Source organism: Aurantimonas sp. HBX-1 (genome assembly GCF_021391535.1).
In the GTDB taxonomy this organism is placed as follows: Bacteria; Pseudomonadota; Alphaproteobacteria; order Rhizobiales; family Rhizobiaceae; genus Aurantimonas.
Genome location: NZ_CP090066.1, coordinates 1,959,326 through 1,984,307, shown reverse-complemented (window position 1 = coordinate 1,984,307; position 24,982 = coordinate 1,959,326). Strand labels below are relative to the sequence as shown.

Genomic DNA, 24,982 nt, shown 5'->3' with positions numbered 1-24,982 from the left:
TTTATATGGCTAAAGAAGCACAGCGCGTTCGTCGTCGCGAACGCAAGAACATCACGTCGGGCGTCGCCCATGTGAGTTCGACCTTCAACAACACGCTGATCACCATCACCGACGCGCAGGGCAACACCATTGCCTGGTCGTCGGCCGGTGCGCAGGGCTTCAAGGGGTCGCGCAAGTCGACGCCGTTCGCCGCGCAGACCGCTGCCGAGGACGCCGCCAAGAAAGCCCAGGAACACGGCATGCGCACCCTCGAGGTCGAGGTGTGCGGACCGGGTTCCGGCCGCGAGTCGGCACTGCGCGCGCTGCAGGCCGCCGGCTTCACCATCACGTCGATCCGTGACGTGACGCCGATCCCGCACAACGGCGTCCGCCCGCGCAAGAAGCGCCGCGTCTGATCCGAACCGGCTGCGACGGGCATCTCGTCCGTCGCAGCCGCTCGAGGTTGCGGCGGTCGGCCAGCACCCCTTTCGGCGCGCCGAAGCACGATTTACGCCGAGAAGCCGGGTCCGATCGCCTTTGCGATCCGTCCGCCGGGCTCCGGCAGCAGAACCATCGTCACGATTGGATAGTGGCGAGGAAACTGGAAGGCATCCGTCATGATTGCTAGCAATTGGCAAGACCTCACCAAGCCGAACCAGGTCGTCTTCAAGAACGGCGGAAGCCGGACGAAGGCGTCGCTGACCGCTGAGCCGCTGGAGCGCGGTTTCGGCCTGACCCTCGGCAACGCGCTGCGGCGCGTGCTCCTGTCCTCGCTCCAGGGCGCGGCCGTCACCGCCGTCCAGATCGACGGCGTCCTGCACGAGTTCTCGTCGATCCCGGGCGTCCGCGAGGACGTGACCGACATCGTCCTGAACGTGAAGGAAATCAACATCGGCATGCAGGGCGAAGGCCCGAAGCGGATGGTGCTTCGCAAGTCCGGCCCGGGCGTGGTTCGCGCTGGCGACATCCAGACGGTCGGTGACATCGAGATCCTCAATCCCGAGCACGAGATCTGCACCCTCGACGAGGGCGCCGAGATTCGCATGGAATTTACCGTCGACACCGGCAAGGGCTACGTGCCCGCCGACCAGAACCGCGCCGAAGACGCGCCGATCGGGCTGATCCCGGTCGACTCGCTGTTCTCGCCGGTCAAGAAGGTGTCCTACAAGGTCGAGGCCACCCGCGAGGGCCAGGACCTCAACAAAGACAAGCTGACCATGTCGATCGAGACCGATGGCTCGATCACCGGTGAGGACGCGGTGGCCTACGCCGCTCGCATCCTCCAGGATCAGCTCTCGGTGTTCATCAACTTCGAGGAGCCGCAGCGCGATCAGCGCGCCGGTGCGGGCGCCGACGAGCAGATCGCCGAACTGGCCTTCAACCCGGCGCTCCTCAAGAAGGTCGACGAGTTGGAGCTCTCCGTCCGCTCGGCGAACTGCCTGAAGAACGACAACATCGTCTACATCGGCGATCTCATCCAGAAGACCGAAGCCGAGATGCTCCGCACCCCGAACTTCGGCCGCAAGTCGCTGAACGAGATCAAGGAGGTTCTTGCCTCCATGGGTCTCCACCTCGGCATGGACGTGACCGATTGGCCGCCGGAGAACATCGACGATCTGGCCAAGCGCTACGAAGACCAGTACTGAGCATGCACTGCCGCTCCCGGCCTCATCGGCCGGGAGCGTTTTCAATCATTCAAAGGAACGGCGGCCTGTCGCTTGTCGGCAGGGACGCAAAGATCCCGACCCCCGGCCCTGGAGCCGGTAGACTTCCGAGGAAAATCCCATGCGCCACGGCAAAGCCGGACGGAAACTGAACCGAACCGCCAGTCATCGTAAGGCGATGTTCGCCAACATGGCGGCGTCCCTGATCCAGCACGAGCAGATCGTGACCACGCTTCCGAAGGCGAAGGACCTGCGTCCGATCGTCGAGAAGCTGATCACGCTCGGCAAGCGCGGCGACCTGCACGCGCGCCGTCAGGCGCTCTCGAAGGTGCGCGACGGCTCGGTCATCCCGAAGCTGTTCGACACGCTCGCACCGCGCTACGCCGACCGCCAGGGTGGCTATTGCCGCGTCCTGAAGGCCGGATTCCGCCGCGGCGACAACGCCCCGATGGCCGTCATCGAGTTCGTCGATCGCGATCCGGATGCACGCGGCGCCATCGACCGCGAGCGTCTCGAGGACGAGGGCCAGGACGACGCGTCCTGATCCCAGTCGGGCGCTCTGAGCCGATGATCTGAAGAGGGGCCCCAGCGGCCCCTTTTTCGTGTCCGCAGATCGGCGCATGGCCCGCGGCCAGCCCCACGATACACGAGGAACCACGCATGGCGGCCGACACGGTCCTGCTGACCGGCATATCCGGCTTCATCGCCAAGCACGTGGCGCTGCGGCTCCTCGAGCGCGGCTACCGGGTGCGGGGCAGTGTCCGTTCCGCCGGCAAGGGCGCGGAGGTCCGGGCCACGCTGGCGCATCACGGGGCGCAACTTGATCGCCTGGAAATCGTCGAGGCGGATCTCCTCGCTGATGCCGGGTGGGCCAAGGCGGCGGCAGGTTGCCGCTTTGTCGTCCACACGGCGTCGCCGTTCCCTCTGACGCAGCCGCGCGACCGATTCGCGCTCGTGCCCGCCGCGCGGCAGGGCACGCTGCGGGTCATCGCGGCGGCGAATGCAGCCGGGGCCGAGCGCCTTGTGATGACGTCGTCGATCGTCGCCGTCTACCAGGGCCACACGGGCCGCACTGATGCCCGTTACGGCGAGGCGGACTGGTCGAACATCGACGATCCCTCCGTCGGCGCCTACGCGGTCTCAAAGACGGTCGCGGAGTGTGCCGCCTGGGAAGTAGCAAGGGAGTCGGGGCTGGAGCTTGCCGTCATCAACCCGGCTTTCGTGCTCGGCCCGCTGCTCGACGCCGACGCCGGCACCTCGGCGACGCTGATTGCGATGATGATGCGCGGGCGGGCGCCGCTCGTACCGGACATCAGCTTTGGTATTGTAGACGTGCGCGACGTCGCGGATGCGCATGTCGCCGCCATGGAGCGGCAGGCCGCCGCCGGGCGCCGCTTCATCCTCTCCGCCGGTACGCGTTCGCTGCTCGAGATCGGCCGCCATCTCGCCGTGACCGACCCGTCATTGCGACGCCGCGTCCCGCGATTCGTCCTGCCAGATTCCCTGGTCCGGGCCGCGGCGCTCGTCTCTCCACAGGCCCGCCTGCTGGTTCCCGAACTGGGCCGGCCGAAGGACCTCGATGCAGGTCCGGCCCGGTCCGTTCTCGACATCGTGTTTCGGCAGCCGGAGGCGGCCATCGCGGCCATGGCAGCAAGCCTGAAGAACTGCGGCATCGTCCGCTAGTGCCATGAAATCTAAGGGATTGTGGCCGCCGCGCGCGTTAACTGTTCAGCGCGCGAAAGCCGGGACTGTGGCGCAAAAGTCATCGTTGGCACCAGCCTGGCGTGCCATACGGGCCACGCGGTTCGAGAAATTCTGAAAATTCGGCGGAAACGCGGCAACCAAAAGGCCGCCCGGGCATTTTCGACCCCAACATAGGGACGTGCGCTGCGTCACAGTGGCGAGCTTTTACACGGGTTAAACTACTTCCATGCACGATGTGACCACGAACAATCTCAAGGGGCCTTCCTCCATGCGCCGGACACTGCTGACGCTTCTCGGTGCGGTCGCCGCATTCGGCGTCCTGACAGCCAGCTACGCGACGGCCGAACTGCCGGAGCAGGCGCCAAGCGCGATCACCACCGGGACGACCGATCTGCGATAGCAGCCACAAAACCGACCAAGCTTGTGATAAGGGGCCTTCGTGGCCCCTTTTTCGTGGCCGGCTCGCCGCGGTGACAGCGAGGCCCGGACGAGCGGGGCGCCGGATAACGACAGGCGGGTCATGCGTCCGAACCAATTCTTCAGGATCATCCTGGTCACGCTCGTCGCGCTTCCTTCGCTGCCGAGCCTTGCGGCGGCCGAAGAGGGCTGGAGCCTGCGCGGTCTCGTCCAGGGCCTTTTCGGCGAGGGTGACGATAGCGCATCCAACACGCCAGCGCCGGCGGTGCCCTCCGCGCCACCCGCGCCGGCGGCGAGGAACCCGGTTCCGGCCGTCCGTGTGCCGGATGGGACAGAAGGCAGCGATCGCCGCGTTCCCGGCGACAATACCGAGATCCAGCTTTCCTTCGCGCCGCTGGTCAAGGAGACGGCGCCCGCCGTGGTCAACGTCTATGCGGCGCGGGCTGTCCCGGCGCGGCAGTCGCCTTTCGCCAACGATCCGTTCTTCGGCCAGTTCTTCGGCCAGCGTTTCGATTCCCGCCCCCGGATGGAGTCCTCGCTCGGGTCGGGCGTCATCGTCGACAGCACCGGGCTGGTCGTCACCAATAACCACGTGGTCGCCGATGCCGACGAGGTGAAGATCGCCTTCGCCGATGGGCGGGAATTCCAGACGACCGTGCTCCTCAAGGACGACAAGGTCGACCTGGCGGTGCTGAAGATCGAGGGGGAAGGTCCGTTCCCGGTGCTCGCCCTGGCCGACTCGGACGGGCTGCAGATCGGCGATCTCGTGCTGGCCATCGGCAATCCCTTCGGCATCGGCCAGACGGTGACCAACGGTATCGTCTCGGCGCTGGCCCGCACTCATATCGGCGTCAACGATTTCGGCTTCTTCATCCAGACCGACGCGGCGATCAATCCCGGCAATTCCGGTGGCGCGCTGATCGACATGCGGGGACGGCTGGTGGGCGTGAACACCGCCATCTTCTCCCGGTCGGGCGGTTCGAACGGGATCGGATTTGCCATTCCGTCCAACATGGTAGCGAGTTTCGTTCGGGCGGCCCGTGAAGGCGATCGGTTCGAGCAGCCCTTCGTCGGCGCGGGATTTGCGACCGTTACGCCGGACATTGCCGAGGCGCTGGGGCTCGATCGCCCGACCGGAGCGCTGGTTCACGAAGTCGGCGAGGCTACGCCCGCTGCCGAGGCCGGTCTGGAGGTCGGCGACGTCATTCTCGCGGTCGGCGAAGTGCCCATCGACAGTCCCGACGCGCTCGGCTACCGCCTTGCGACGACCGGGATCGGCGGCGTTGCCCGGCTGCAGATCCTGCGCGGCGACGAACGCCTGTCGGTCGACCTGCCGTTGCAGCCGGCACCCGAGACGCCGCCGCGCGACGAGCGCGTCCTCGGCGGGGAGACGCCGTTTGCCGGCGCGACGGTGCTCAACCTCTCGCCGCGCGTCGCTTCCGAACTGGACCTACCGATGAACAAGACCGGGGTCGTGGTCACCGCTGTCGCGCGGCGCTCCTACGCCGCGCGGTTCGGGCTTCGGCCCCGCGACATCCTGCTGTCGCTGAACGGGCAGGCGATCGAATCGACCGAGGCGCTGGAAGCGATGCTGGGTGGTCGCTTCCTCGGCTGGCGCTTCGAGCTCGAGCGCGACGGCCGCCGCATGTCGCAGCTGGTGCGCTGATGGGCGATCTGTTCGGCGATGCTCCTGCCGCCCCACGAGGAATGCCGCGCACCGCCGTCGCGTCCGATGACCGGTCGCGGCCGCTCGCCGACCGGCTGCGCCCCCGCTCGCTCGGCGAGGTGGTGGGGCAGGAGCACCTGACCGGCCCGGACGGCGTGCTGTCGCGCATGCTGGATGCCGGAAGCCTGGGCTCGATGATCTTCTGGGGCCCGCCGGGCACCGGCAAGACGACGGTGGCGCGTCTCCTGGCGAGCGAGGTCGACTACGCCTTCGAACAGATCTCGGCGATCTTTTCGGGGGTGGCCGACCTCAAGAAGGTGTTCGAGGCGGCCCGGCTTCGCCGCACCAACGGCACCCGCACGCTGCTGTTCGTCGACGAGATCCACCGCTTCAACCGCGCCCAGCAGGATTCGTTTCTGCCGGTCATGGAGGACGGCACCGTCGTGCTGGTCGGGGCGACGACGGAAAACCCTTCCTTCGAGCTCAACGCGGCGCTGCTGTCGCGGGCCCGGGTGCTGACTTTCCGGTCGCACGGGCCGGAGAGCCTGACCCGGCTTCTCGATCGCGCCGAGGAAGCGGAAGGCCGGAAGCTGCCGCTGGACGAGGAGGCGAGGGTGGCGCTGGTGCGGATGGCCGACGGCGACGGCAGGGCGATCCTGACGCTCGCCGAGGAAGTCTGGCGTGCGGCAAAGCCCGGCGAGACGTTCGATGCGGTGGCCGTCCAGGAGGTCGTGCAGCGGCGGGCGCCGGTCTACGACAAGAGCCAGGACGGCCACTACAACCTGATCTCCGCCCTGCACAAATCGGTGCGCGGCTCCGACCCGGATGCCGCCCTCTACTGGCTCTGCCGTATGCTCGATGCCGGCGAGAACCCGCTCTATCTCGGCCGCCGGCTCGTCCGCATGGCGTCGGAAGACATCGGCCTCGCCGATCCGAGCGCCCTGAGCGTCGCCCTGGCCGCCAAGGACGCCTACGACTATCTCGGCTCGCCCGAGGGCGAACTCGCGCTGGCCGAGGCGACCGTCTATCTCGCGGCGGCGCCCAAATCGAACGCGGTGTACGTCGCCTACAAGGCGGCGATGCGGGCGGCGCGCGAGCACGGTTCGCTGCTGCCGCCCAAGCATATCCTCAACGCCCCGACGCAGCTGATGCAGGACGAAGGCTACGGCTCCGGCTACGCCTACGACCACGACGCGCCAGAGGCGTTCTCGGGACAGGATTATTTCCCGGAGGAAATGGGCCGGCAGGAATTCTACCGTCCCACCGACCGCGGCCGCGAGGCGGCGCTGCGCGAACGCATGGCGCATTGGGCAAGCCTGCGCGAGAAGACCAAAAAACACCGCCCCTAGGCCCTTCATCGGCATATTTTCGCGCGGCCTCGGCAAAAAATGTCGCGTCCGGGCCACAATCCTGCCCGAAATCGTGTATGACGGCGTGGCGGTTCCGTACGACGGGCCGCGTCGAGCCGCGCGGACCTCAGGGTCGCCGCCACCATTCCTTCGGCCGATCACACCGCTTCGCCTGCTGCGAAGCGGTGGCGTGCCGTGGCGCCGGGCCTTGCCCGGCTGCATCGCCAGAACCGAGACGAGGCCCCTATGAGCACCGAAGAGACGCAGATTCCCGAGGAATCGGTGACGAACTACGAGGTGGGCCAGGACAACCTGCAGCGCTTCGGTCTCGACATCCACAACCCGGTATTTCCGATCTCGGCAGCGGTGATCATCACCTTCGTCGCGCTGACGCTGCTTTTTCCCGATGCCGTCGACGGCTTCTTCGGCTGGCTTCGCCCGGCGATCACCTCGACCTTCGACTGGTTCTTCATCCTGGCCGGCAACATCTTCGTGCTGTTCTGCCTCTATCTGGTGCTGTCGCCGCTCGGTAAGATCCGTCTCGGCGGGAAGGATGCGCTGCCGGAGTTCGGCTATTTCGGCTGGTTCTCGATGCTGTTCGCCGCGGGCATGGGCATCGGCTTGATGTTCTACGGCGTCTCCGAGCCGATCACCCATTTCACCGCCTCGCTGGAAGGCGGCAGTGCCGCACCACTGGGCGGCTTCGTGGGTGACGAGCTGGCGTCCCGCCGTCTCGGCATGGCCGCGACGATCTATCACTGGGGCCTGCATCCCTGGGCGATCTACGCGGTCGTCGGGCTGGCGCTGGCGTTCTTCAGCTACAACTGGGGACTGCCGCTGACCATGCGCTCGGCCTTCTATCCGCTCTTCGGCGAGCGCGTCTGGGGCTGGCCCGGCCATATCATCGACACGCTGGCGGTCTTCGCGACGCTGTTCGGTCTCGCGACGTCGCTTGGTCTTGGCGCCCAGCAGGCCGTGGCCGGCCTGAACTACCTCTTCGGCGTCCCGGACACGCTGTTGAGCAACATCGTGCTGATCGTCGCCATCACCGGTGTCGCGCTGGTCTCCGTCATCTCCGGCCTCGATGCGGGCGTGAAGCGGCTGTCCGAGATCAACATGGGCCTGGCGCTGCTGCTCCTGGTGTTCGTCTTCGCCGTCGGCCCGACGCTCGTGCTTGTGCGCGGCTTCTTCGGCAATGGCTGGGAGTACATCAAGGAGCTGATCCCGCTGTCGAATCCCTTCGGGCGCGGCGACGACGCTTACCGCACCGGCTGGACGACCTTCTACTGGGCCTGGTGGATGAGCTGGTCGCCCTTCGTCGGCATGTTCATCGCCCGGGTTTCGCGCGGCCGCACGGTTCGCGAGTTCATCACCTGCGTCCTCCTGATCCCCACGGTCGTGTCGGTGATCTGGATGACGGTCTTCGGCGGCACCGCCCTGACCCAGACGATCGGCGGCTTCACCGGCATCGTCGATGCCGCCCTCGAGGTGAAGCTCTTCGTCATGCTCGACCAGCTGCCGCTGTCGATGATCAGCTCGTTCGTCGGCATCGTGCTGGTGATCGTGTTCTTCGTCACCTCGTCGGATTCGGGCTCGCTGGTGATCGATTCCATCACCGCCGGCGGCAAGATCGACGCGCCGGTGTCGCAGCGGATCTTCTGGGCCTCCTTCGAAGGCCTGGTGGCGATCGCGCTGCTCGCCGGCGGCGGCCTCGCCGCCTTGCAGGGGGCGGCCATCACCACCGGCTTCCCGTTCGCCTTCCTGCTCATTGCCCTCTGCTGGTCGACGCTGCTCGGCCTGCGCGCCGAACGGCGCAAGCCGTTTCTGGAAACTGTCCGGGCCGAGGCAGGCTAGGGGACCGCGACGGACGTTGCGGGGAGGGAACGGCGCGTCGGCGCCGACTATCCCCGCCGGGTTCCGAACGGTATAGGAACAACGATGGATTGCCCGGCCGATGCCGGCGGCGTGCCTCTGGCCCCGCCGGCGCCCGGGTATCGCGGCCCCGCTTGCGGGGCTGCTTGACGTTTGAGGCGGTATGATCCGTCCGACGCGTCTGGAAGGAAAAGCCGGATCATGGCATCGGTCGAACAGAAACGCGTGGAAGACGACGAGGCCGGACTGCGCCTCGACCGGTGGTTCAAGCTGCACTATCCGGGCCTCGGCTTCGGTCACCTGCAGAAGCTGCTGCGCTCGGGCCAGGTGCGCGTCGACGGCGGTCGCGCCAAGTCCGACACGCGCGTCGCGCCCGGCCAGATGATCCGCGTGCCCCCGATCGGCGCCGATGCCGCCCGCCGGGTCGGGCCGCTCACGCCCAACACGATGCGCGACCGCAACGACGGCGACGTGCTGTCGCAGATGCTGATCTACGAGGACGACAAGGTCCTAGTCTTCAACAAGCCGGCGGGCCTGGCCGTACAGGGCGGCTCCGGCGTCTCGCGGCATGTCGACAAGATGCTGGAAGCCTGGCGCAGCCGGAAGGGCGAGAAGCCCCGGCTGGTGCACCGGCTCGACCGCGATACCTCCGGCGTTCTGGTGGTCGCCCGCACGCGCGGCGCCGCGACGGCCCTGACCCGCTCGTTCCGCGAACGCGACACCAAGAAGACCTACTGGGCGATCGTGAAGGGCGTCCCGGTTCCGCATGAAGGCCGCATCTCCACCTATCTGGTGAAGGAGCAGACCGAGGACGGCGACCGCATGCGCGTTGCCAAGCATGGGGAGGAGGGCGCGGATCACGCGCTGACCCATTACCGGGTGATCGAGAACCTGGCGCAGAACTTCGCCTGGCTGGAGATGGAGCCCTATACCGGCCGCACCCACCAGCTGCGCGTTCACGCGCTGCATCTCGGCCATCCGATCCTCGGCGACCCGAAATATTTCGAGCACGACACCAACTGGGATTTCCCGGGCGGCGTGCAGAAGAAGCTGCATCTGCACGCGCGGCGGATCGTGATCCCGCATCCCGACGGCGGTCTGGTGGACCAGGTGGCGCCGCTGCCGCCGCACATGGTGCAGACCTTCAACCTCTTCGGCTTCGACGAGGAGCTCGGCGACTGATGCAGGCCATTCTTTTCGACTGCGACGGCACGATCGCCGATTCCTTCGGGGTGATCTGCGACATCATGCAGCGCACCTTTCTTGCCCACGGGCTGGATGCGCCGGAGGACGCGGCGACGCGCAACATCATCGGACTGTCGCTCGATGTCGCCATCAGCCGCCTGCATCCCGGCCTCGATCCGACGCTGCTGGCCTCGCTGGTCACCGGATACCGCACGCACTTCCGCGCGGCGCGGAACGAGCCGACCTTCCGCGAGGCGCTGTTTCCGGAGATGAAGGCGCTGGTCGAACGGCTGTCGGCCGCCGATTCGGTGCTCCTCGGCATGGTCACCGGAAAATCCCGCCGCGGCGTCGCCGCCCTTTGCGACGCCCACGCGATGACGGCGGCCTTTTCGGTAGTGCGCACCGCCGACGACTGCCCGTCCAAGCCGCATCCCGCGATGGTGCTCGAATGCTGCGAGGTGCTCGGGGTCGATGCCCGTGAGACGCTCGTTGTGGGCGACTCGATCTACGACGTCGAGATGGCCCGGGCCGCCGGCGCCACCGCGCTGGGCGTCGCCTGGGGCACGCATGCACCGGACATGCTGCTCGGTGCCGGCGCGCTGGACGTGGCCGGAACGCCGGCTGAACTCGGCCGGATGATCGACCGCTGGCGGGTCGGTGGCCTCGAGACGCCGCCGCTGGCTGTCAGCGCGGCTTCCTCGGCGGCGTGACTTCCATCGTCAGCTGGCCCGGCCTTTTCCGGCTGGTCCTACATCCATCTCGACGAGTGACGCGATGAGCCAATCGATCGATCCCCGCCCGGAACTCCCCAAGCGCTTCTACGCCGGTGTGGCGGTCGCGGAAGGCGAGGGCGGCCATGCCATCCTGCTCGACGGGCGGCCGGTGAAGACGCCGGCGCGACGCCCCCTGGCGATCCGGAGCCGGGCCGTCGCCGATGCGGTGGCGGCCGAGTGGGATGCGCAGCAGGAGCGCATCGACCCGGCCACGATGCCCGTCACCCGCCTGGTCAATACGGTGGTCGACGCCATCGCCGACGATCCGGCTCCGGTGCGGGACGACGTCGCGCGCTATGCCGAGACGGATCTGCTGTTCTACCGGGCCGCTGATCCGGCGCGGCTGGTGGAGCGCCAGCGCGAGCGCTGGGATCCGATCCTCGAATGGGCGCATCGCAGCATCGGCGCCCGCTTCCTTCTGGCCGAAGGCGTGATGCATGTGGCCCAGCCGGAACCGTCGCTGCGGGCCGTGGCGGCGCGGCTTGCCGCCATCGACGATCCGTTCGCGGTGGCAGCGATGCATCAGGTGACGACGCTGACCGGGTCGGCGCTGCTCGCGCTGGCGCTGGCCGACGGCCATGTCAGCGCCGAGGAGGCGTGGTCGCTGGCGCATCTCGACGAGGACTGGAACATCGAGCAATGGGGCGCCGACGCCGAGACCGAAGCGCGTCGGCAGTTGCGCTGGGAAGAGATGCAGGCGGCAGCGCTGGTGCTCGCCGCCCGCTGAACGAGGTTGCCGCCGCCGACCGGTGAAGTTCGGCGATGGTTGTGCTAACGGCCATCGGGCGGAACCCGGGACCGGGTACCGGGCGGAGGGGGATGCGACATGCGGGACATGCTGGGAGAACTCGAGGCGCGGCGCCAGCGGGCGCGGCTGGGGGGCGGTCCGAAGCGCATCGAGGCACAGCATGCCAAGGGCAAGCTCACCGCCCGCGAGCGGCTCGACGTGTTCCTCGACGAGGGCTCCTTCGAGGAGTTCGACATGTTCGTCCAGCACCGCGGGACGGATTTCGGCATGGCCGGGCAGACGATCCCGGGCGACGGGGTGGTCACCGGCTGGGGAACCGTCAACGGCCGCACCGTCTTCGTCTTCGCCAAGGATTTTACCGTCTTCGGCGGCTCGCTGTCCGAGGCGCACGCCGAAAAGGTCCAGAAGATCCAGGACATGGCGCTGCGCAACCGCGCGCCGATCATCGGCTTCTACGACGCCGGCGGGGCCCGCATCCAGGAGGGCGTCGCAGCCCTCGGCGGCTATGCGGAGATATTCCAGCGCAACGTCCTCGCCTCCGGGGTCATCCCGCAGATCTCGGTGATCATGGGCCCCTGCGCCGGCGGCGACGTCTATTCCCCGGCGATGACCGACTTCATCTTCATGGTCCGCGACACGTCCTACATGTTCGTCACCGGCCCGGACGTGGTGAAGACGGTGACCAACGAGACCGTCACCGCCGAGGAACTCGGCGGCGCGTCGGTGCACACGGTGAAGTCGTCGATCGCCGACGGCGCCTATGACAACGACGTCGCGGCGCTGAGCGAGATGCGCCGGCTGATCGACCTGCTGCCGGCCTCCAACACCTCGCCGGTGCCCGAGCTCGACTTCTATCAGTCGGTGACCGAGGAGGACCCCTCCCTCGACACCCTGGTGCCGGACAACGCCAACAAGCCCTACGACATCAAGGAACTGATCGCCAAGACGGTGGACGAGGCGGACTTCTTCGAGATCCAGGCCGCCTTCGCCAAGAACATCGTCACCGGTTTCGGGCGGATCGAAGGGCGCACGGTCGGTATCGTCGCCAACCAGCCGATGGTGCTGGCGGGGGTCCTCGATTCCGACGCGTCGCGCAAGGCGGCACGCTTCGTGCGGTTCTGCGACTGCTTCTCCATACCGGTGCTGACCTTCGTCGACGTGCCGGGCTTCCTGCCGGGCACGGCGCAGGAGCAGGGCGGCCTGATCAAGCATGGCGCCAAGCTCCTCTTCGCCTATGCCGAGGCGACGGTGCCGAAGGTCACGGTGATTACCCGCAAGGCGTTCGGCGGCGCCTACGACGTCATGGCGTCGAAGCATCTGCGCGGCGACATCAACTATGCCTGGCCGACCGCCCAGATCGCCGTGATGGGAGCCAAGGGCGCCGCCGAGATCATCCACCGGCGCGATGCGGCCGATCCGGAGAAGCTGGCGCGGCACACGCTCGAATACGAGGAGCGGTTCCTGTCACCCTTCGTGGCGGCCGAGCGGGGCTATGTCGACGAGGTGATCATGCCGCACTCGACGCGGCGGCGGGTCGCCCGGGCTCTCGTGATGCTGCGCAACAAGGATCTCGAGAATCCCTGGAAGAAGCACGACAATATTCCGCTGTAATGCGGAACCGGCCGCCGCTCAGGCCGCGGCGCGGGACTGCGCGACGATGAGATTGCGACCACGCTGCTTGGCGGCGTAGAGCGAGGCATCGGCCGCGGCGATCAGCTCGGCTGGTGCAGTCATCGCCGCTTCGCGGCTGGCGGCACCAATGCTGATCGTCACGCGGCCCTGCGGCACCGCCCTCGGGTGGGGAATGGCGGCGCCGTCGGTGGCCGCGAGGATCCGCCCCGCTACCGCCAGGGCCCCCTCGATGCAGGCATGGGGCAGGACGACGGCGAACTCCTCGCCGCCGTAGCGGGCGACCATGTCGATGTCGGCGCGGGTCTCGCCGACGATGATCTGCGCGATGCGCTTGAGGCAGTCGTCGCCGCACTGATGGCCGAGATGGTCGTTGTAGACCTTGAAGTGGTCGATATCGATCATGAGCAGCGACAGCGGCTGCCCGGAATGTGCCGCCAGCGCCCATTCGCTCTCTACCCGCTCGTCGAAGGCGCGGCGGTTGGCAATGCCGGTCAGCCCGTCGAGGCTGGCGAGGAGCTCGAGCGCCGACTGCGCTTCCTTCTGGGCGGTGATGTCCCGCAGGGTCTCGACCACCGCGATCAGGGTGCCGTCGTCGGCATAGATCGGGCCGGCGTCGATCGCCAGATAGCGGCGGCCGCCACCCGACGGGAACACGCACCAGTTCTCGGCGGAGAGGGCGCCGGTCTGGCAGTCGAGGCTGCGGTCGATCTCGTAGAATTCGGCGACGCGCGAGGCGGCTCCCTCGAGGACGAGGTCGGCGAGGCATCGGCGCTGCTGCTGGTAGAAGCCGGTCCAGTGGAGCCGCGTCCCCAGCACCGCAGAACTGGGCACCCCGGTCATGCGTTCGCAGGCCCGGTTCCAGATGATGACGCGGCCGGACGCGTCGAGCACGAAGGTCGGAACCACGAGATGTTCCATCAACTGCACGGCGAAGGTGTGATTCTTTGCATCGCGCATCATCGCCTCCATACACCCCAATCCATCTGCGGCGTTGCATTGCCATTATTGCGACAGATGTCTTAACGAATCCTGCTTCACTGTATTCGCATTCAGTATATCTTGGGCAAAATGGGCGGATTCGCAGTCAAGGCTATGTTTCCTTGGGTAAAATCTGCTTCTGAGCACAAGGGGAGGGCCATCGCAGGTGGGACGCGCGTGGAAGAACGCTGGATTTCGAGTGCGGCTTGTTCGACCCGATCGCCGTCACGCGTGCGGTGTCGGACGCCGCAGGATGAGTTCCAGCGCCTGCCGGAACCGCGACCGGTCGGCGGCGGTAAAGGAGGCGTTGTAGCCCTTGCTTTCGCCCGTTTCGCGCAAATGCTGCTTGAAGGCCCGCATCGACAAAGCCGCGCCGATCGATTCCGGGGTGAACTCGCACCCCGTCGGTCCGAGCGCGGCGGCGCCGGCCTCCAGCGCCCGGGCGGCGAGCGGAATGTCGGCGGTTATGACGACGTCTGCCGGCTCCGCCGCCTCCGCAATCCAGTCGTCGGCGGCGTCGGCGCCCTCGGCGACGACGACGATCCGCGCATCGGGGTAACGGGAGGGCCGCATGCCGCCATTCGACACGAGGATCGCCTCGGCTTCGTGGCGTAATGCCACTTCGATCGCCTCGTCCTTGACCGGACATGCGTCGGCGTCCACCAGAACCTTGCGCGTCATCAGCGGCCCCCTCGGCTTGTTGTTTGCCGGGAAATCATCCCCGGTGACGCGGACGATGACGACGTGGCATGAGGGGCCATGACATCGCTCGCCCGAACATTCGAGAATACGCCGGCGGAAGTGCTGCGCGGCATCGCCATCATGATCGGCGCTGCCGCCTTCATCCCGTTACTGGACGCCTCCGGAAAGATCCTGGTGACGGCGTACCAGGTTTCGCCCGGCGAGGTCGCATTGTTCCGCCTGGTCCTGCAGGCGGGGCTGATCCTGCCGTTCCTGCTCCTGGTCGGCGGGCGGAACGGCCTCAGCACCAGCCATCTCTGGCTGAACCTGCTGCGCGGCGCGCTGCTTGCCTTCTCGGGCGTCGCATTCTTCGCGGCACTGGAATTCATGCCGCTGGCCGATGCTTCGGCGGTGTTCCTGATCCAGCCGATGATCGTCACCCTCCTGTCGGGATTGCTGCTGAAGGAGCGCATCGGCTGGCAGCGGATCGCCGCGGCTGCGGTGGGTTTCGTCGGTGCGCTCGTCATCGTCCGTCCCAGCTACGCGGTGTTCGGTCTGCCATCGCTGTTCCCGGTCGTGGCGGCCGTCTGTGCCGCGCTATACATGATCGTGACGCGCAAGGTTTCGCACGGTGCCAAGCCGCTGACCATGCTCTTCTATTCCGGCCTTGGCGGCAGCGTGGTCCTGTCCGCCGCGATGCTGGCGGCCCAGCCTTTCGACATTCCCGCCCTGCATCTGGCCTGGCCGGCGTCCGCCGAGGTCTGGCAGCTTTTGATCATGACCGGCTTCATCGGAGCGATCGGCCATCTGCTGTTCATTCTCGCCTACCGGCTGGCCCCCGCATCGGTGCTGGCCCCCTTCGGCTATGTCGAGATCGTCTCGGCGGTGTTCCTCGGCTATCTGATCTTCGGCGAAATTCCGGACGCCGCGAAATGGTTCGGCATGGCGATCATCGTCGGCTCCGGCCTGTTCATCTACGCCCGCGAGAAGCGTCTCGCCCGAAACGTGCCGCCGCCGCCCCTGACGCATTGACCGCCGGGATCGGTCAGCCGCCGTCACGATTCTCGAGACGGGCGATCTCGCGGTCGATGCCGTCGCGGCGGGACCGGAGGGCAGCCAGGCGGTCCGCATCGGTGGGGCCGCGTGGCGGCAGCTCGTCTTCCGGCGCCGCGCCGTAGCCGCCGATCAGCCAGGCCGGGCTCACCCCGAGGATGCCGGCAAGCATGATCAGCTTGTTGGCACGGGGCTCGGCGCGGTCGCGCTCCCAGCCGCGCATCGTCTCCGGCTTCACCCCGAGCCGCGCCGCGAGGTCCGGCGTCGCCATGCCGAGCGTCTCGCGGCTGCGCTGGATGCGCCCGCCCAGCGTATCGTTGTCCCTGCGCGCGGTGATGTTTTCCATGTCTTCCTCCCGACCGGGGCGCGGCCGCCTCTCGCCCGTCGCACAAGTGCGATGCGCTCGACGCGGCCGTGCGCAGCCATCGCGGCCCGCTCTTGCCGACCCTGGCTTGCAGGAACTTGCCGCAAAGGTCAAAACGATCGCCCGCATCTGACCCGCCGGAGCGCCGCGCCATGTTCAAGAAGATCCTGATTGCCAATCGCGGCGAGATCGCCTGCCGGGTCATCAGGACCGCGCGGGAGATGGGCGTCTCGACCGTTGCGGTCTACTCTGATGCCGACCGGCATGCCGTGCATGTCCGCATGGCCGACGAAGCCGTCCATATCGGCCCGGCGCCTGCGGCGGAGAGCTACCTCGACGCCGAGAAGATCCTCGCCGCATGCCGGGACACCGGCGCCGAGGCCGTGCATCCCGGCTATGGCTTTCTCTCCGAGCGGGCCTCGTTCTGCGAGCGCCTGGAAGAAGCCGGAATCGTTTTTATCGGCCCCAAGCCGCGGGCGATTCGCGCCATGGGCGACAAGATCGAATCCAAGCTGTTCGCGCGGGAAGCCGGCGTCAGCATCGTGCCGGGCCACCTCGGCGTCGTCGAGGACGCCGAGGAGGCGGTCCGCATCGCCGAGACGATCGGCTATCCGGTGATGATCAAGGCCTCGGCCGGCGGCGGCGGCAAGGGCATGCGCATCGCCTGGAACGCGGCGGAGACGCGCGAAGGCTTCCAGTCCTCGGCGAACGAGGCGCGCAGTTCCTTCGGCGACGATCGCATCTTCGTCGAGAAGTTCATCGTCGACCCGCGCCATATCGAGATTCAGGTCCTCGCCGATTCGCACGGCAACGCCATCCACCTCGGGGAGCGGGAATGCTCCATCCAGCGACGGAACCAGAAGGTGGTGGAGGAGGCGCCGTCGCCCTTTCTCGACGAGGCGACGCGCGCGGCGATGGGGGCCCAGGCCGTCGCACTGGCCAGGGCCGTCGACTACCAGAGCGCCGGAACGGTCGAGTTCATCGTCGACCGCGACCGGAACTTCTATTTCCTGGAGATGAACACTCGCCTGCAGGTCGAGCACCCGGTGACCGAGCTGGTCACCGGCGTCGATCTGGTCGAGGAAATGCTGCGCATCGCCGCCGGCGAACCGCTGCGGTACCGGCAGGAGGACATCCGGCTGGACGGCTGGGCGGTGGAAAGCCGGATCTATGCCGAAGACCCGTTCCGGGGCTTCCTGCCGTCGATTGGCCGGCTGACCCGCTACCGGCCGCCACGCGAGGGCACGAGCGACGGCGTGACGGTGCGCAACGACACCGGCGTGCGGGAAGGCTCCGAGATCTCGATGTACTACGATCCGATGATCGCCAAGCTTTGCACCCACGCGCCCGACCGGGCGACGGCCATCGAGGCCATGGGCACGGCGCTGGCGGCGTTCGAGATCGAGGGCATCGAGCACAATATCCCGTTCCTCGCCGCGCTGATGCAGCATCCGCGCTGGCGCGAGGGGCGGATCTCCACCGCCTTCATCGCCGAGGAGTACCCCGACGGGTTCGAGCGGCCGGCGGCTTCCGACGTCACCCGCCGCAAGGCGGCCCTGATCGCCACCAGCATCGAGATCGCCCGCAAGGCGCGGCTCGACAGGCATGTCGACCGGCTGCGGGAGCATTCAGGCGCATTGCGCCCGGACTGGGTGGTGCGGATCGACGACGCCTATCATCCGGTTGAGGTCGGGGCCGAAGCAGGCGAGGGCGGGCAGGCCGCCTTCCGCATGATGCTGGACGGCGTCGCCAGCCGGGTGACCACCACCTATCGCCCCGGTGTCTCGCCCTGGTCCGGCACGATCGACGGCGTCGCCGTCACGGCGCAGGTCCGTCCGGCGACCCAGGGGTTGCTGCTGTTCCTCGACGGGCTCTGGCTGCCCGTCCGGGCCATGACGCCGCGGATCGCCGAACTCGACCGGCTCATGCCGGTCAAGCTGCCGCCCGACACGTCGCGGCTGCTGCTCTGCCCGATGCCGGGGCTGGTCGTGTCGATCGCCGTCACGGAGGGCCAGGCGGTGAAGGCCGGCGAGACGCTCGCGGTGGTCGAGGCGATGAAGATGGAGAACATCCTGAGGGCCGAGCGCGACCTCACCGTGGCGAGCCTCAAGGTCAAGCCGGGCGACAGCCTGGCGGTCGACGCGGTCATCATGGAGTTCGGCTGACCATTAGGGCCGGGGCCCATCGACGGTCGGGCCGAACACCCGCTCGAAATTTGCCCGCAGCAGCATGTCGACTTCCGGCATGGTCACCGGAATGCCGAGATCGGCGAGGCTGGTGACGCCGTGGCCGCGGATGCCGCAGGGCACGATCCCTGCGAAGTGCCCGAGGTCCGGATCGACATTCAGCGAGATGCCGTGGAAGGTCACCCAGCGGCGCACCCGGATGCCGATCGCCGCGATCTTGTCCTCGGCGACGCCGCCGTCCGGCCGCATCGGCCGCTCCGGCCGGCGCACCCAGACCCCGACCCGGTCCTCGCGGCGTTCACCGGCGACCTGGAACTCCCCGAGCGTCGCGATGATCCAGGCCTCCAGCGCCGCCACGAAGGCGCGCACGTCCTGCCGGCGGCGTGTCAGGTCCAGCATCACGTAAGCGACCCGCTGGCCGGGCCCGTGATAGGTGTATTCGCCGCCGCGCCCGGTCGCGAACACCGGCAGCCCCGCGGGATCGACGAGATCGCTGTCCTGCGCGCTGGTGCCGGCGGTGTAGAGCGGCGGGTGCTCCAGCAGCAGCACCGTCTCCGGCGCTTCTCCTGCGGCTATCGCCGCGGCACGGGCCTCCATCAGGGCGACGGCTTCGGGGTAGGGCGTGCGGCCGTCGAGAATCACCCACTCGACCGGCGGGGATCCGGCACGGGCAGCGAACCGCTCCGCAACAGTGGCGAGTCGCGCCGAGGTACCGTCTCTGTCGGCAGGGATGTCCATGGGCTCCATGTAGCGACCCGCAGGCCGCGGGAAAAGCGCCATTTCCGGCCGTCATGCCGCCTCAGGGCGAATTCGCCGCGTCATCCGGCGAAAGACCTTGTGCCTCCGGGGAAGTCTTGTTACATGCCCGCCACCGACGGGCTCGCGCCCTTCGGTACACGGCGTGCGGTCGTGGCGGAATTGGTAGACGCGCAGCGTTGAGGTCGCTGTGGGGCAACCCGTGGAAGTTCGAGTCTTCTCGACCGCACCACCTTATTCATAAGGTATCGAAGGGAAAGACGTTTTCCCCTCGACCCCGTACCTGCTACCAGGGTGCGGGCCAAAGCCCACCCACCGTTCCGATCGAGCTTGCTGATGGCGCCTTTCGCCAGCCGGCGCCGATCGGCGAGGAGGGTGTAGAGCGAGGCCGTCGCGCCTCCCTGCCACCCAAAATCACCCTCAGTAAGGTCCCTGTCGCCCACGCGTTCGCCACGCGTCGCGCCGATCCTGCGGACGTCGATGCTGTGCCGGGTTCTTCATCCCGGCATCAGGTCCACTTGCGCCTTGTCCCGCCTCAAGAGCCCAGCGGAAGAGCAGCTGCAAGCCTATCGAGGGTACGCCCTGGTTCCCGCGGCACTGGCCTCAGTCGATCAGCAATCGCTGAAGATGCCGTCGGTTCGGCTTGCGTCGTCCACGCAGAATATGCCGCCCCAGTGATAACCGGTGCCCTGGGGCGTAGAGACCAGGAACCACTTGTAGTCGTTGAACCAGACTCCGGTGTCCTCGAGGACGTCGAGATGGTCCCCCTCGCGGAGGCTCGCGATGCGTCTATGGTTCATGCTCGGCCCCGACCTGAGCACGCCGCCATAGGACATGCCTGTCCGCGTCATGTCCTGGGAACCGTTCCGGCCGCTCTGTTCAAGCTCTGCCTCGGTCTCACGTGCCGTCTCGACCATGGGCTGGATGTCAGGGACGCAGTTCGCCGGCAACTGGCCCATCATGTTCGGCCTCGACATGCACGGCGTCAGTCCCTCATTGCCGCAGAGGATCGCGGCGATCTTGTAGCACTGGTCGGTGCTCTGAGCCGACGCAACATTTGAGCCGGCCGCCAAGAGCACAGCGGCAACGAAGGAAACCCCTAATTTCTTCATGGTCGTCGACTTACCGCCATCCTGAGGCCAAGCGTAATTGCTCAGCGACTAATTGTGTAGCGGCGATGGAGATCGCTGAGAAGAGGGTGTCAGCGAGACAGTCATAGTAGTGTGCGACGGTTAAGCCGAGTGCGACTTCGGAAGCAGCCAGGTCGATTAGCTTTTGCCTGGCGCATCAAGCTACCCCTGCTTGCGCCTGCGCCCCGCGGACTGTTTCCTTGTCCGCCGGCTGACATCGCCGGATCTGGAAACGGTGACGGATGAACTGGGGAATCGAGGACGTCGCAGCGGCAGTCGTGCTCATCGGGGGACGGGCGCCGCTCTGGCGCTTGTGTTGCGGACGGTACGAAACCGCACGGCGCGTCTGCTTCTGGCGGGTGGCGTGATCCTGACCGGCCTGTTGATCTGGGCGCATCTCGCGGTCGGCATCTTCTGACGCCGCCCCTGCCGCAGGGGCAACGATGGCAGGCATTGCCGGCTGCGCATTGCCGCCCGCCGCATGTCCGCCGCATGTCCGCTGCCTGGGCGCGCCTTGTGCGACCTGCGGCTCGACGCCACTTGGTCGCGAGACGATCGGTCAGGCACAGCAGGTCAGCGGCGGGACATCTCATGAACCAGAACATTCCCGGCGATACGCCGCCGAAGCGCGCGCTTGTGCTGTTGAACGCCAGAGCGAGAAGCGGCGGCGACGCAGCAACGGCCGGATCGGCCCTCGATGTCCTGCGGCAGGCCGGGTTGACCCTGATCGAGCCGGAATGTGGCGAGCGCCCGTTTGCCGACCTGATCGGCGAATTTGCCGGGCAGGCGGATCTGGTGGTGCTGGGCGGCGGCGACGGGACGCTCCGGGCCTCGGCGGCGGCGTTGATGAAAGCCGCTCTGCCGCTGGGCATCTTGCCGCTCGGTACCGCCAACGATCTCGCCCGGACCCTGACGATCCCCACCGACGTGGCCGCCGCCGCTGCCGTTATCGCGGCAGGTCATCGACGCGCCGTCGATCTGGGCGAGGTCAACGGGCAGCTGTTCTTCAACGTCGCCAGCATCGGGTTCTCGGCGGACCTCGCCCGCAGCCTCACCGCCGAGGCGAAGAAGCGCTGGGGCAAGCTCGGCTACGCGATCGCCGCCTTCAGGCTGCTGCGGCAGAGCCAGCCCTTCTCGGTCGAGATCGAGCATGACGGCGTGACCGAACGGGTCCGCACGGTCCAGGTTTCAGTCGGCAATGGCCGCTTCTACGGCGGCGGCATGGCCGTCGCTTCGGATGCGGCGCCGGACGACGGACTGCTCGACGTCTACAGTCTCGAGGTCGAACACTGGTGGGAGCTTGCCGCCCTGGTCCCTTCGCTGCGGCGGGGAACGCAGGGACGGTGGAAGAAGGTGAGGACCTTCCGGACCACCGGGCTGTCGCTCCGCACCAGGCGGCCGCACGACGTCAATGCCGACGGCGACCTAGCGACGCGCACGCCGGCAACCTTCGGCATCCATCGCAAGGCGCTGAGGGTGTTCGTGCCCGATCGCCAGAGCGCCTGACTCGCCGAGGCGGCTAGTGCCGCTCCACGGGGGCCTCGGCCGTTGCCCGAGGCGGCACGGACTCCTCGATCTCGACGGGAGTGCGGCGGTTGTAGCGAATCGACGACCACAGGGCGATGCCGATGACGGTGGCGCCGCCTAGACCGGTTAGCACCTCGGGCACGTGGACGACGGCCTGCGCGTACATGATCACCGACAGGGCGAGGATCGCGTAGAAGGCGCCATGCTCGAGGTAGCGGTATTCCAGGAGCGTCCCGCGCTCGACCAGCATGATGGTCATCGAGCGGACATACATGGCGCCGATGCCGAGGCCGATGGCGATGACGAACAGGTTCTGGGTCAGCGCGAAGGCGCCGATCACGCCGTCGAAGGAGAAGCTGGCGTCGAGCACTTCCAGATAGAGGAAAGCGCCGAGACCGCCCTTGGCAGCGCCGACCATCGCATCGTTGGCCCTGTCGAGGACTCGGCCGAGGATGTCGACGAGCAGGAAGGTGATCAGCCCGTAGATGGCCGACATGACGAAGGTCAGCTGTTCGGCGGGCTCCACCAGATAGGCGAAGATCAGCATGAGGACGAGGACGAAGGTAATCTCGGCGCCGCGAATGCTGGCGTAGCGGCTGACGCGCGATTCGATCACGTGGACCCAGTGGATCTCCTTGTGTTCGTCGAAGAAGAAGCTGAGCGCCACCATCATCAGGAACGTGCCGCCGAACGCGGCGATCGACAGGTGGGCATCCAGCATGATCCGCGAGTATTCGGCGGGCTCGTTGATCGCCAGCTGCATCGCCGCGATCGGTCCGATGCTCGCCGCGATCGCCACGATCACCAGCGGGAACAGCACCCGCATGCCGAACACGGCGATGACGATGCCCCAGGTCAGGAATCGCCGCTGCCAGACCGGGGTCATCTCCTTCAGCTTGTTCGCGTTGACGATCGCGTTGTCGAAGGAGAGCGAGATCTCGAGGACGGCCAGGACCGCGCAGATGAAGAAGACGGAGAATGCCCCGCCGATGGTCCCGGTGGCGTTCCAGCCGAGCCACGCGCCGAGGGCGAGGCCCAGGGCGGTGACGATGAAAGACCAGGTGAAATAATGCAGGCTCGCCATGGGGGGTCCGTTCGTGAGCATGACGCCGGCGCTCCGGCCGTCCGGGCGGACGGAAGAGGCGACGCTTCGGCAGCGATGACGCGATGTACGCCACCGCCACGGGTTTTGCCATCGCCGCGACGGCAAGTCGGCTACGTGTCGGTCGCCGGGCGGGGCAGCCTGGAGGGGCCGGCGTCCGACGCAGGCGGGATTCTCTCGCCCGCGTCCTCCGAACGGCTCTGACTGCTTTCGAAGCGGCGCGAAATCCTCTAGACGCGGGACGATCGTCCGCGCCGGGCGATCGAACCGTCTCACCACATGTCGAGGAGGGTGCATGGCTGATCCGCAGCTGAACAGCGACGCGCCTGAAGACGGCGTCCGGAACGCGGTCTACGACGAGGACGGCTTCGTCGCGCCGGCTTTCCGCGAGACGGTCGAGGCCGCGATCGAAGCGGAGGATGCCGAGTTCCTGCAGCAGGAGATCGGTCACCTTCACGAGTCCGAGCTCGGCGACCTCCTGGAATCCCTCGACGACGGGGAGCGCCAGTCGCTCGTCCGGCTGATGGGCGACCAGTTCGACTACACCGCGCTGACCGAGGTCGACGAAGCGATCCGCATGTCGATCGTCGATGCCATGCCGAACGCGCAGATCGCCGAGGCGGTCCGCGAGCTGGATTCCGACGATGCCGTCTACATCCTCGAGGATCTCGACGAGGCGGACCGAAAGGACATTCTCGAGCGGCTGCCGTTCAGGGAGCGCATCCGGCTGCGGCGCTCGCTGGAATATCCCGAGGAATCGGCCGGTCGGCGGATGCAGACCGAGTTCGTCGCGGTCCCACCTTACTGGACCGTCGGCCAGACCATCGACTACATGCGCGAGGACGAGGACCTCCCGGTCTCCTTCGCCCAGATCTTCGTCATCGATCCGGCCTTCAAGCTGCTCGGAGCGGTCGATCTCGACCGCATCCTGCGCGCCAAGCGGCCCGAGAAGATCGAAGACATCATGCACGAGACGCGCCACGCGATCCCGGCCGAGATGGACCAGGAGGAGGCGGCGCAGATCATCGAGCAGTACGACCTGCTGTCCGCCGCCGTCGTCGACGAGAGCGAGCGGCTGGTCGGCGTGCTGACCATCGACGACGTCCTCGACATCCTGCAGCAGGAAGCGGACGAGGACATCAAGCGGCTCGGCGGCGTCGGCGACGAGGAGATTTCCGACACGGTCTTCACCGCCGCGCGCCTGCGGTTCTCGTGGCTCCTGATCAACCTGGTGACGGCGATCCTCGCCTCGCTCGTCATCGGCCTGTTCGACGCGACGATCGAGCAGATGGTGGCGCTCGCCGTGCTGATGCCGATCGTCGCCTCGATGGGCGGCAATGCCGGGACGCAGACGATGACCGTGACGGTGCGGGCGCTCGCGGCGCGCGACATCGACCTCTACAACGCCGGCCGCGTCATCCGGCGCGAGACGCTGGTGGGGCTGCTCAACGGCGTGCTGTTCGCGGTCATCATCGGCCTAGTCGCGGCGTTCTGGTTCGACAATCGCGGTCTCGGCGAGGTGATCGCCATTGCGATGATCGTCAACATGCTGGCGGCGGCACTGGCCGGCATCCTGATCCCGCTGGTCCTCGACCGGTTCGGCATCGATCCGGCCATCGCCTCGGGAACCTTCGTGACCACCGTGACAGATGTCGTCGGATTCTTCTCCTTCCTCGGCCTTGCCGCCCTATGGTTCGGGATCGGCTGATCGGCGCGGTCCGGCGCCGTCCACGCGGCACCGCACGGATTGACTTTTACGTAAGTCTGGCATCATGCAGGCGAGGCACCGCTGTCGGGATCCCGCATCATGCGTGACTACTACACGATCACCGAGCTCACCCGGGAGTTCGACATTTCGACCCGGACGATCCGCTTCTACGAGGACGAGGGCCTGCTCGCGCCGATTCGTCGCGGCCGCACACGGCTGTTCCGTCACTCGGACCGGCAGCTGCTGAAGAACATCCTGCGCGGCAAGCGGCTGGGGTTCTCGATCGCCGAGATCCGCGAGATCATGAACATGTACAAGAGCCCGCCGGGCGAGGCGGCGCAGCTCAGGGCGATCATCCGCCGGGTCGGCGACCGCCGGCAGGAGCTCGAGCAGAAGCGGCGGGACATCGAGGAACTGCTGCGCGAGCTGGATGCCGCGGAAGAGGCGTGCCTCACCCGCATGGCCGAGCTCGGCGTCGGCCAGACGGCACGCGCCGAATAGCCGGACG

Annotated in this window: 24 protein-coding genes and 1 tRNA gene; 19 read left to right on the top strand and 6 right to left on the bottom strand. The window is 67.3% G+C overall.

All coding sequences use genetic code 11. The features are described 5' to 3' along the window. Positions 1-5: 5 nt before the first annotated feature. From rpsK to LXB15_RS09345, 12 genes are all read left to right on the top strand, one after another. Complete coding sequence (gene rpsK / locus LXB15_RS09395; protein ID WP_163044851.1) at positions 6-395, top strand: 30S ribosomal protein S11; 390 nt, start codon at positions 6-8, stop codon at positions 393-395. A 201-nt stretch (positions 396-596) separates the two neighbouring features. Further along, positions 597-1,625: a DNA-directed RNA polymerase subunit alpha gene (locus tag LXB15_RS09390; protein ID WP_233952755.1), complete on the top strand. Its 1,029-nt coding sequence runs from the start codon at positions 597-599 to the stop codon at positions 1,623-1,625. A 139-nt stretch (positions 1,626-1,764) separates the two neighbouring features. Continuing rightward, entirely contained in the window at positions 1,765-2,187 is a 423-nt protein-coding gene (gene rplQ, locus LXB15_RS09385) for a 50S ribosomal protein L17 (protein ID WP_233952754.1), read from the top strand. A gap of 116 nt (positions 2,188-2,303) precedes the next feature. Continuing rightward, complete coding sequence (locus LXB15_RS09380) at positions 2,304-3,326, top strand: NAD-dependent epimerase/dehydratase family protein (protein WP_233952753.1); 1,023 nt, start codon at positions 2,304-2,306, stop codon at positions 3,324-3,326. Positions 3,327-3,615: 289 nt separating this feature from the next. Then, a complete protein-coding gene (locus tag LXB15_RS20945; RefSeq protein WP_255696820.1) occupies positions 3,616-3,747 on the top strand; it encodes a hypothetical protein in 132 nt (43 codons plus the stop codon). 120 nt (positions 3,748-3,867) lie between these two features. Next, positions 3,868-5,430, top strand: coding sequence for a Do family serine endopeptidase (locus LXB15_RS09375; RefSeq protein WP_233952752.1), 1,563 nt, complete (start codon positions 3,868-3,870; stop codon positions 5,428-5,430). Further along, positions 5,430-6,779, top strand: coding sequence for a replication-associated recombination protein A (locus tag LXB15_RS09370; RefSeq protein WP_370640198.1), 1,350 nt, complete (start codon positions 5,430-5,432; stop codon positions 6,777-6,779). The genes LXB15_RS09375 and LXB15_RS09370 overlap by 1 nt, the downstream gene beginning before the upstream one ends. A 246-nt stretch (positions 6,780-7,025) precedes the next feature. Then, positions 7,026-8,633, top strand: a complete 1,608-nt coding sequence (locus LXB15_RS09365) for a BCCT family transporter (protein ID WP_233952749.1) — start codon at positions 7,026-7,028, stop codon at positions 8,631-8,633. A 219-nt stretch (positions 8,634-8,852) separates the two neighbouring features. Continuing rightward, positions 8,853-9,833: an RluA family pseudouridine synthase gene (locus tag LXB15_RS09360; RefSeq protein WP_233952747.1), complete on the top strand. Its 981-nt coding sequence runs from the start codon at positions 8,853-8,855 to the stop codon at positions 9,831-9,833. Beyond that, positions 9,833-10,546 (top strand): HAD-IA family hydrolase, encoded by a 714-nt coding sequence (locus tag LXB15_RS09355; RefSeq protein WP_233952746.1) that lies wholly within the window; start codon positions 9,833-9,835, stop codon positions 10,544-10,546. Before LXB15_RS09360 ends, LXB15_RS09355 begins: the two co-directional genes overlap by 1 nt. A gap of 64 nt (positions 10,547-10,610) precedes the next feature. Beyond that, positions 10,611-11,336 (top strand): ATP12 family chaperone protein, encoded by a 726-nt coding sequence (locus LXB15_RS09350; RefSeq protein WP_233952745.1) that lies wholly within the window; start codon positions 10,611-10,613, stop codon positions 11,334-11,336. A 99-nt stretch (positions 11,337-11,435) separates the two neighbouring features. After that, positions 11,436-12,968 carry an acyl-CoA carboxylase subunit beta gene (locus LXB15_RS09345; protein ID WP_233952744.1) on the top strand — a complete coding sequence of 511 codons (1,533 nt, stop codon included), beginning with the start codon at positions 11,436-11,438 and terminating at the stop codon, positions 12,966-12,968. A gap of 18 nt (positions 12,969-12,986) precedes the next feature. Here the strand turns inward: LXB15_RS09345 and LXB15_RS09340 are convergent, their stop codons facing one another. After that, positions 12,987-13,946, bottom strand: coding sequence for a diguanylate cyclase (locus tag LXB15_RS09340; protein WP_233952743.1), 960 nt, complete (start codon positions 13,944-13,946; stop codon positions 12,987-12,989). A 246-nt stretch (positions 13,947-14,192) separates the two neighbouring features. Beyond that, positions 14,193-14,648 carry a YaiI/YqxD family protein gene (locus LXB15_RS09335; protein ID WP_233952742.1) on the bottom strand — a complete coding sequence of 152 codons (456 nt, stop codon included), beginning with the start codon at positions 14,646-14,648 and terminating at the stop codon, positions 14,193-14,195. 78 nt (positions 14,649-14,726) lie between these two features. On the opposite strand from LXB15_RS09335, the gene LXB15_RS09330 reads away from it, so the two are divergent. Further along, complete coding sequence (locus LXB15_RS09330; protein ID WP_233952741.1) at positions 14,727-15,680, top strand: DMT family transporter; 954 nt, start codon at positions 14,727-14,729, stop codon at positions 15,678-15,680. A 13-nt stretch (positions 15,681-15,693) separates the two neighbouring features. Here LXB15_RS09330 and LXB15_RS09325 read toward each other — a convergent pair whose 3' ends face one another. Then, positions 15,694-16,047, bottom strand: a complete 354-nt coding sequence (locus LXB15_RS09325) for a helix-turn-helix domain-containing protein (protein ID WP_233952739.1) — start codon at positions 16,045-16,047, stop codon at positions 15,694-15,696. A gap of 170 nt (positions 16,048-16,217) precedes the next feature. On the opposite strand from LXB15_RS09325, the gene LXB15_RS09320 reads away from it, so the two are divergent. Then, positions 16,218-18,230 carry an acetyl/propionyl/methylcrotonyl-CoA carboxylase subunit alpha gene (locus LXB15_RS09320; RefSeq protein WP_233952737.1) on the top strand — a complete coding sequence of 671 codons (2,013 nt, stop codon included), beginning with the start codon at positions 16,218-16,220 and terminating at the stop codon, positions 18,228-18,230. A gap of 3 nt (positions 18,231-18,233) precedes the next feature. On the opposite strand, the gene lipB is transcribed toward LXB15_RS09320, so the two are convergent. Beyond that, complete coding sequence (gene lipB, locus LXB15_RS09315; RefSeq protein WP_233952735.1) at positions 18,234-18,989, bottom strand: lipoyl(octanoyl) transferase LipB; 756 nt, start codon at positions 18,987-18,989, stop codon at positions 18,234-18,236. 165 nt (positions 18,990-19,154) lie between these two features. Between lipB and LXB15_RS09310 the strand changes: the two genes are divergently transcribed. Continuing rightward, positions 19,155-19,239 (top strand) — tRNA-Leu (locus LXB15_RS09310). A gap of 379 nt (positions 19,240-19,618) precedes the next feature. Here the strand turns inward: LXB15_RS09310 and LXB15_RS09305 are convergent. Continuing rightward, complete coding sequence (locus tag LXB15_RS09305) at positions 19,619-20,119, bottom strand: SH3 domain-containing protein (protein WP_233952733.1); 501 nt, start codon at positions 20,117-20,119, stop codon at positions 19,619-19,621. A 253-nt stretch (positions 20,120-20,372) separates the two neighbouring features. Between LXB15_RS09305 and LXB15_RS09300 the strand changes: the two genes are divergently transcribed. Beyond that, complete coding sequence (locus LXB15_RS09300) at positions 20,373-20,555, top strand: hypothetical protein (protein ID WP_233952731.1); 183 nt, start codon at positions 20,373-20,375, stop codon at positions 20,553-20,555. A 173-nt stretch (positions 20,556-20,728) separates the two neighbouring features. After that, the gene (locus tag LXB15_RS09295; RefSeq protein WP_233952729.1) at positions 20,729-21,643 is read left to right on the top strand and encodes a lipid kinase; all 915 of its coding nucleotides are present in this window, start codon (positions 20,729-20,731) and stop codon (positions 21,641-21,643) included. 13 nt (positions 21,644-21,656) lie between these two features. Here LXB15_RS09295 and LXB15_RS09290 read toward each other — a convergent pair whose 3' ends face one another. Continuing rightward, positions 21,657-22,769, bottom strand: a complete 1,113-nt coding sequence (locus LXB15_RS09290; RefSeq protein ID WP_370640197.1) for a DUF475 domain-containing protein — start codon at positions 22,767-22,769, stop codon at positions 21,657-21,659. A 292-nt stretch (positions 22,770-23,061) separates the two neighbouring features. On the opposite strand from LXB15_RS09290, the gene mgtE reads away from it, so the two are divergent. Together mgtE and LXB15_RS09280 are read left to right on the top strand one after the other, a co-directional pair. Continuing rightward, positions 23,062-24,474, top strand: coding sequence for a magnesium transporter (gene mgtE, locus LXB15_RS09285; protein WP_233952725.1), 1,413 nt, complete (start codon positions 23,062-23,064; stop codon positions 24,472-24,474). Positions 24,475-24,573: 99 nt separating this feature from the next. Then, positions 24,574-24,975: a MerR family DNA-binding transcriptional regulator gene (locus LXB15_RS09280; RefSeq protein WP_233952723.1), complete on the top strand. Its 402-nt coding sequence runs from the start codon at positions 24,574-24,576 to the stop codon at positions 24,973-24,975. Positions 24,976-24,982: the final 7 nt, after the last annotated feature.

Coding starts and splice junctions, on each gene's coding strand:
- LXB15_RS09350 (WP_233952745.1), top strand. CDS start 10,611: ATGAGCCAATCGATCGATCCCCGCCCGGAACTCCCCAAGCGCTTCTAC.
- LXB15_RS09305 (WP_233952733.1), bottom strand. CDS start 20,119: ATGAAGAAATTAGGGGTTTCCTTCGTTGCCGCTGTGCTCTTGGCGGCC.
- LXB15_RS09335 (WP_233952742.1), bottom strand. CDS start 14,648: ATGACGCGCAAGGTTCTGGTGGACGCCGACGCATGTCCGGTCAAGGAC.
- LXB15_RS09365 (WP_233952749.1), top strand. CDS start 7,026: ATGAGCACCGAAGAGACGCAGATTCCCGAGGAATCGGTGACGAACTAC.
- LXB15_RS09330 (WP_233952741.1), top strand. CDS start 14,727: ATGACATCGCTCGCCCGAACATTCGAGAATACGCCGGCGGAAGTGCTG.
- LXB15_RS09290 (WP_370640197.1), bottom strand. CDS start 22,769: ATGCTCACGAACGGACCCCCCATGGCGAGCCTGCATTATTTCACCTGG.
- LXB15_RS09340 (WP_233952743.1), bottom strand. CDS start 13,946: ATGCGCGATGCAAAGAATCACACCTTCGCCGTGCAGTTGATGGAACAT.
- rpsK (WP_163044851.1), top strand. CDS start 6: ATGGCTAAAGAAGCACAGCGCGTTCGTCGTCGCGAACGCAAGAACATC.
- LXB15_RS09325 (WP_233952739.1), bottom strand. CDS start 16,047: ATGGAAAACATCACCGCGCGCAGGGACAACGATACGCTGGGCGGGCGC.
- rplQ (WP_233952754.1), top strand. CDS start 1,765: ATGCGCCACGGCAAAGCCGGACGGAAACTGAACCGAACCGCCAGTCAT.
- lipB (WP_233952735.1), bottom strand. CDS start 18,989: ATGGACATCCCTGCCGACAGAGACGGTACCTCGGCGCGACTCGCCACT.
- LXB15_RS09320 (WP_233952737.1), top strand. CDS start 16,218: ATGTTCAAGAAGATCCTGATTGCCAATCGCGGCGAGATCGCCTGCCGG.
- LXB15_RS09390 (WP_233952755.1), top strand. CDS start 597: ATGATTGCTAGCAATTGGCAAGACCTCACCAAGCCGAACCAGGTCGTC.
- LXB15_RS09345 (WP_233952744.1), top strand. CDS start 11,436: ATGCGGGACATGCTGGGAGAACTCGAGGCGCGGCGCCAGCGGGCGCGG.
- LXB15_RS09360 (WP_233952747.1), top strand. CDS start 8,853: ATGGCATCGGTCGAACAGAAACGCGTGGAAGACGACGAGGCCGGACTG.
- LXB15_RS09375 (WP_233952752.1), top strand. CDS start 3,868: ATGCGTCCGAACCAATTCTTCAGGATCATCCTGGTCACGCTCGTCGCG.
- LXB15_RS09280 (WP_233952723.1), top strand. CDS start 24,574: ATGCGTGACTACTACACGATCACCGAGCTCACCCGGGAGTTCGACATT.
- LXB15_RS09355 (WP_233952746.1), top strand. CDS start 9,833: ATGCAGGCCATTCTTTTCGACTGCGACGGCACGATCGCCGATTCCTTC.
- LXB15_RS09370 (WP_370640198.1), top strand. CDS start 5,430: ATGGGCGATCTGTTCGGCGATGCTCCTGCCGCCCCACGAGGAATGCCG.
- LXB15_RS09295 (WP_233952729.1), top strand. CDS start 20,729: ATGAACCAGAACATTCCCGGCGATACGCCGCCGAAGCGCGCGCTTGTG.
- LXB15_RS09380 (WP_233952753.1), top strand. CDS start 2,304: ATGGCGGCCGACACGGTCCTGCTGACCGGCATATCCGGCTTCATCGCC.
- LXB15_RS20945 (WP_255696820.1), top strand. CDS start 3,616: ATGCGCCGGACACTGCTGACGCTTCTCGGTGCGGTCGCCGCATTCGGC.
- mgtE (WP_233952725.1), top strand. CDS start 23,062: ATGGCTGATCCGCAGCTGAACAGCGACGCGCCTGAAGACGGCGTCCGG.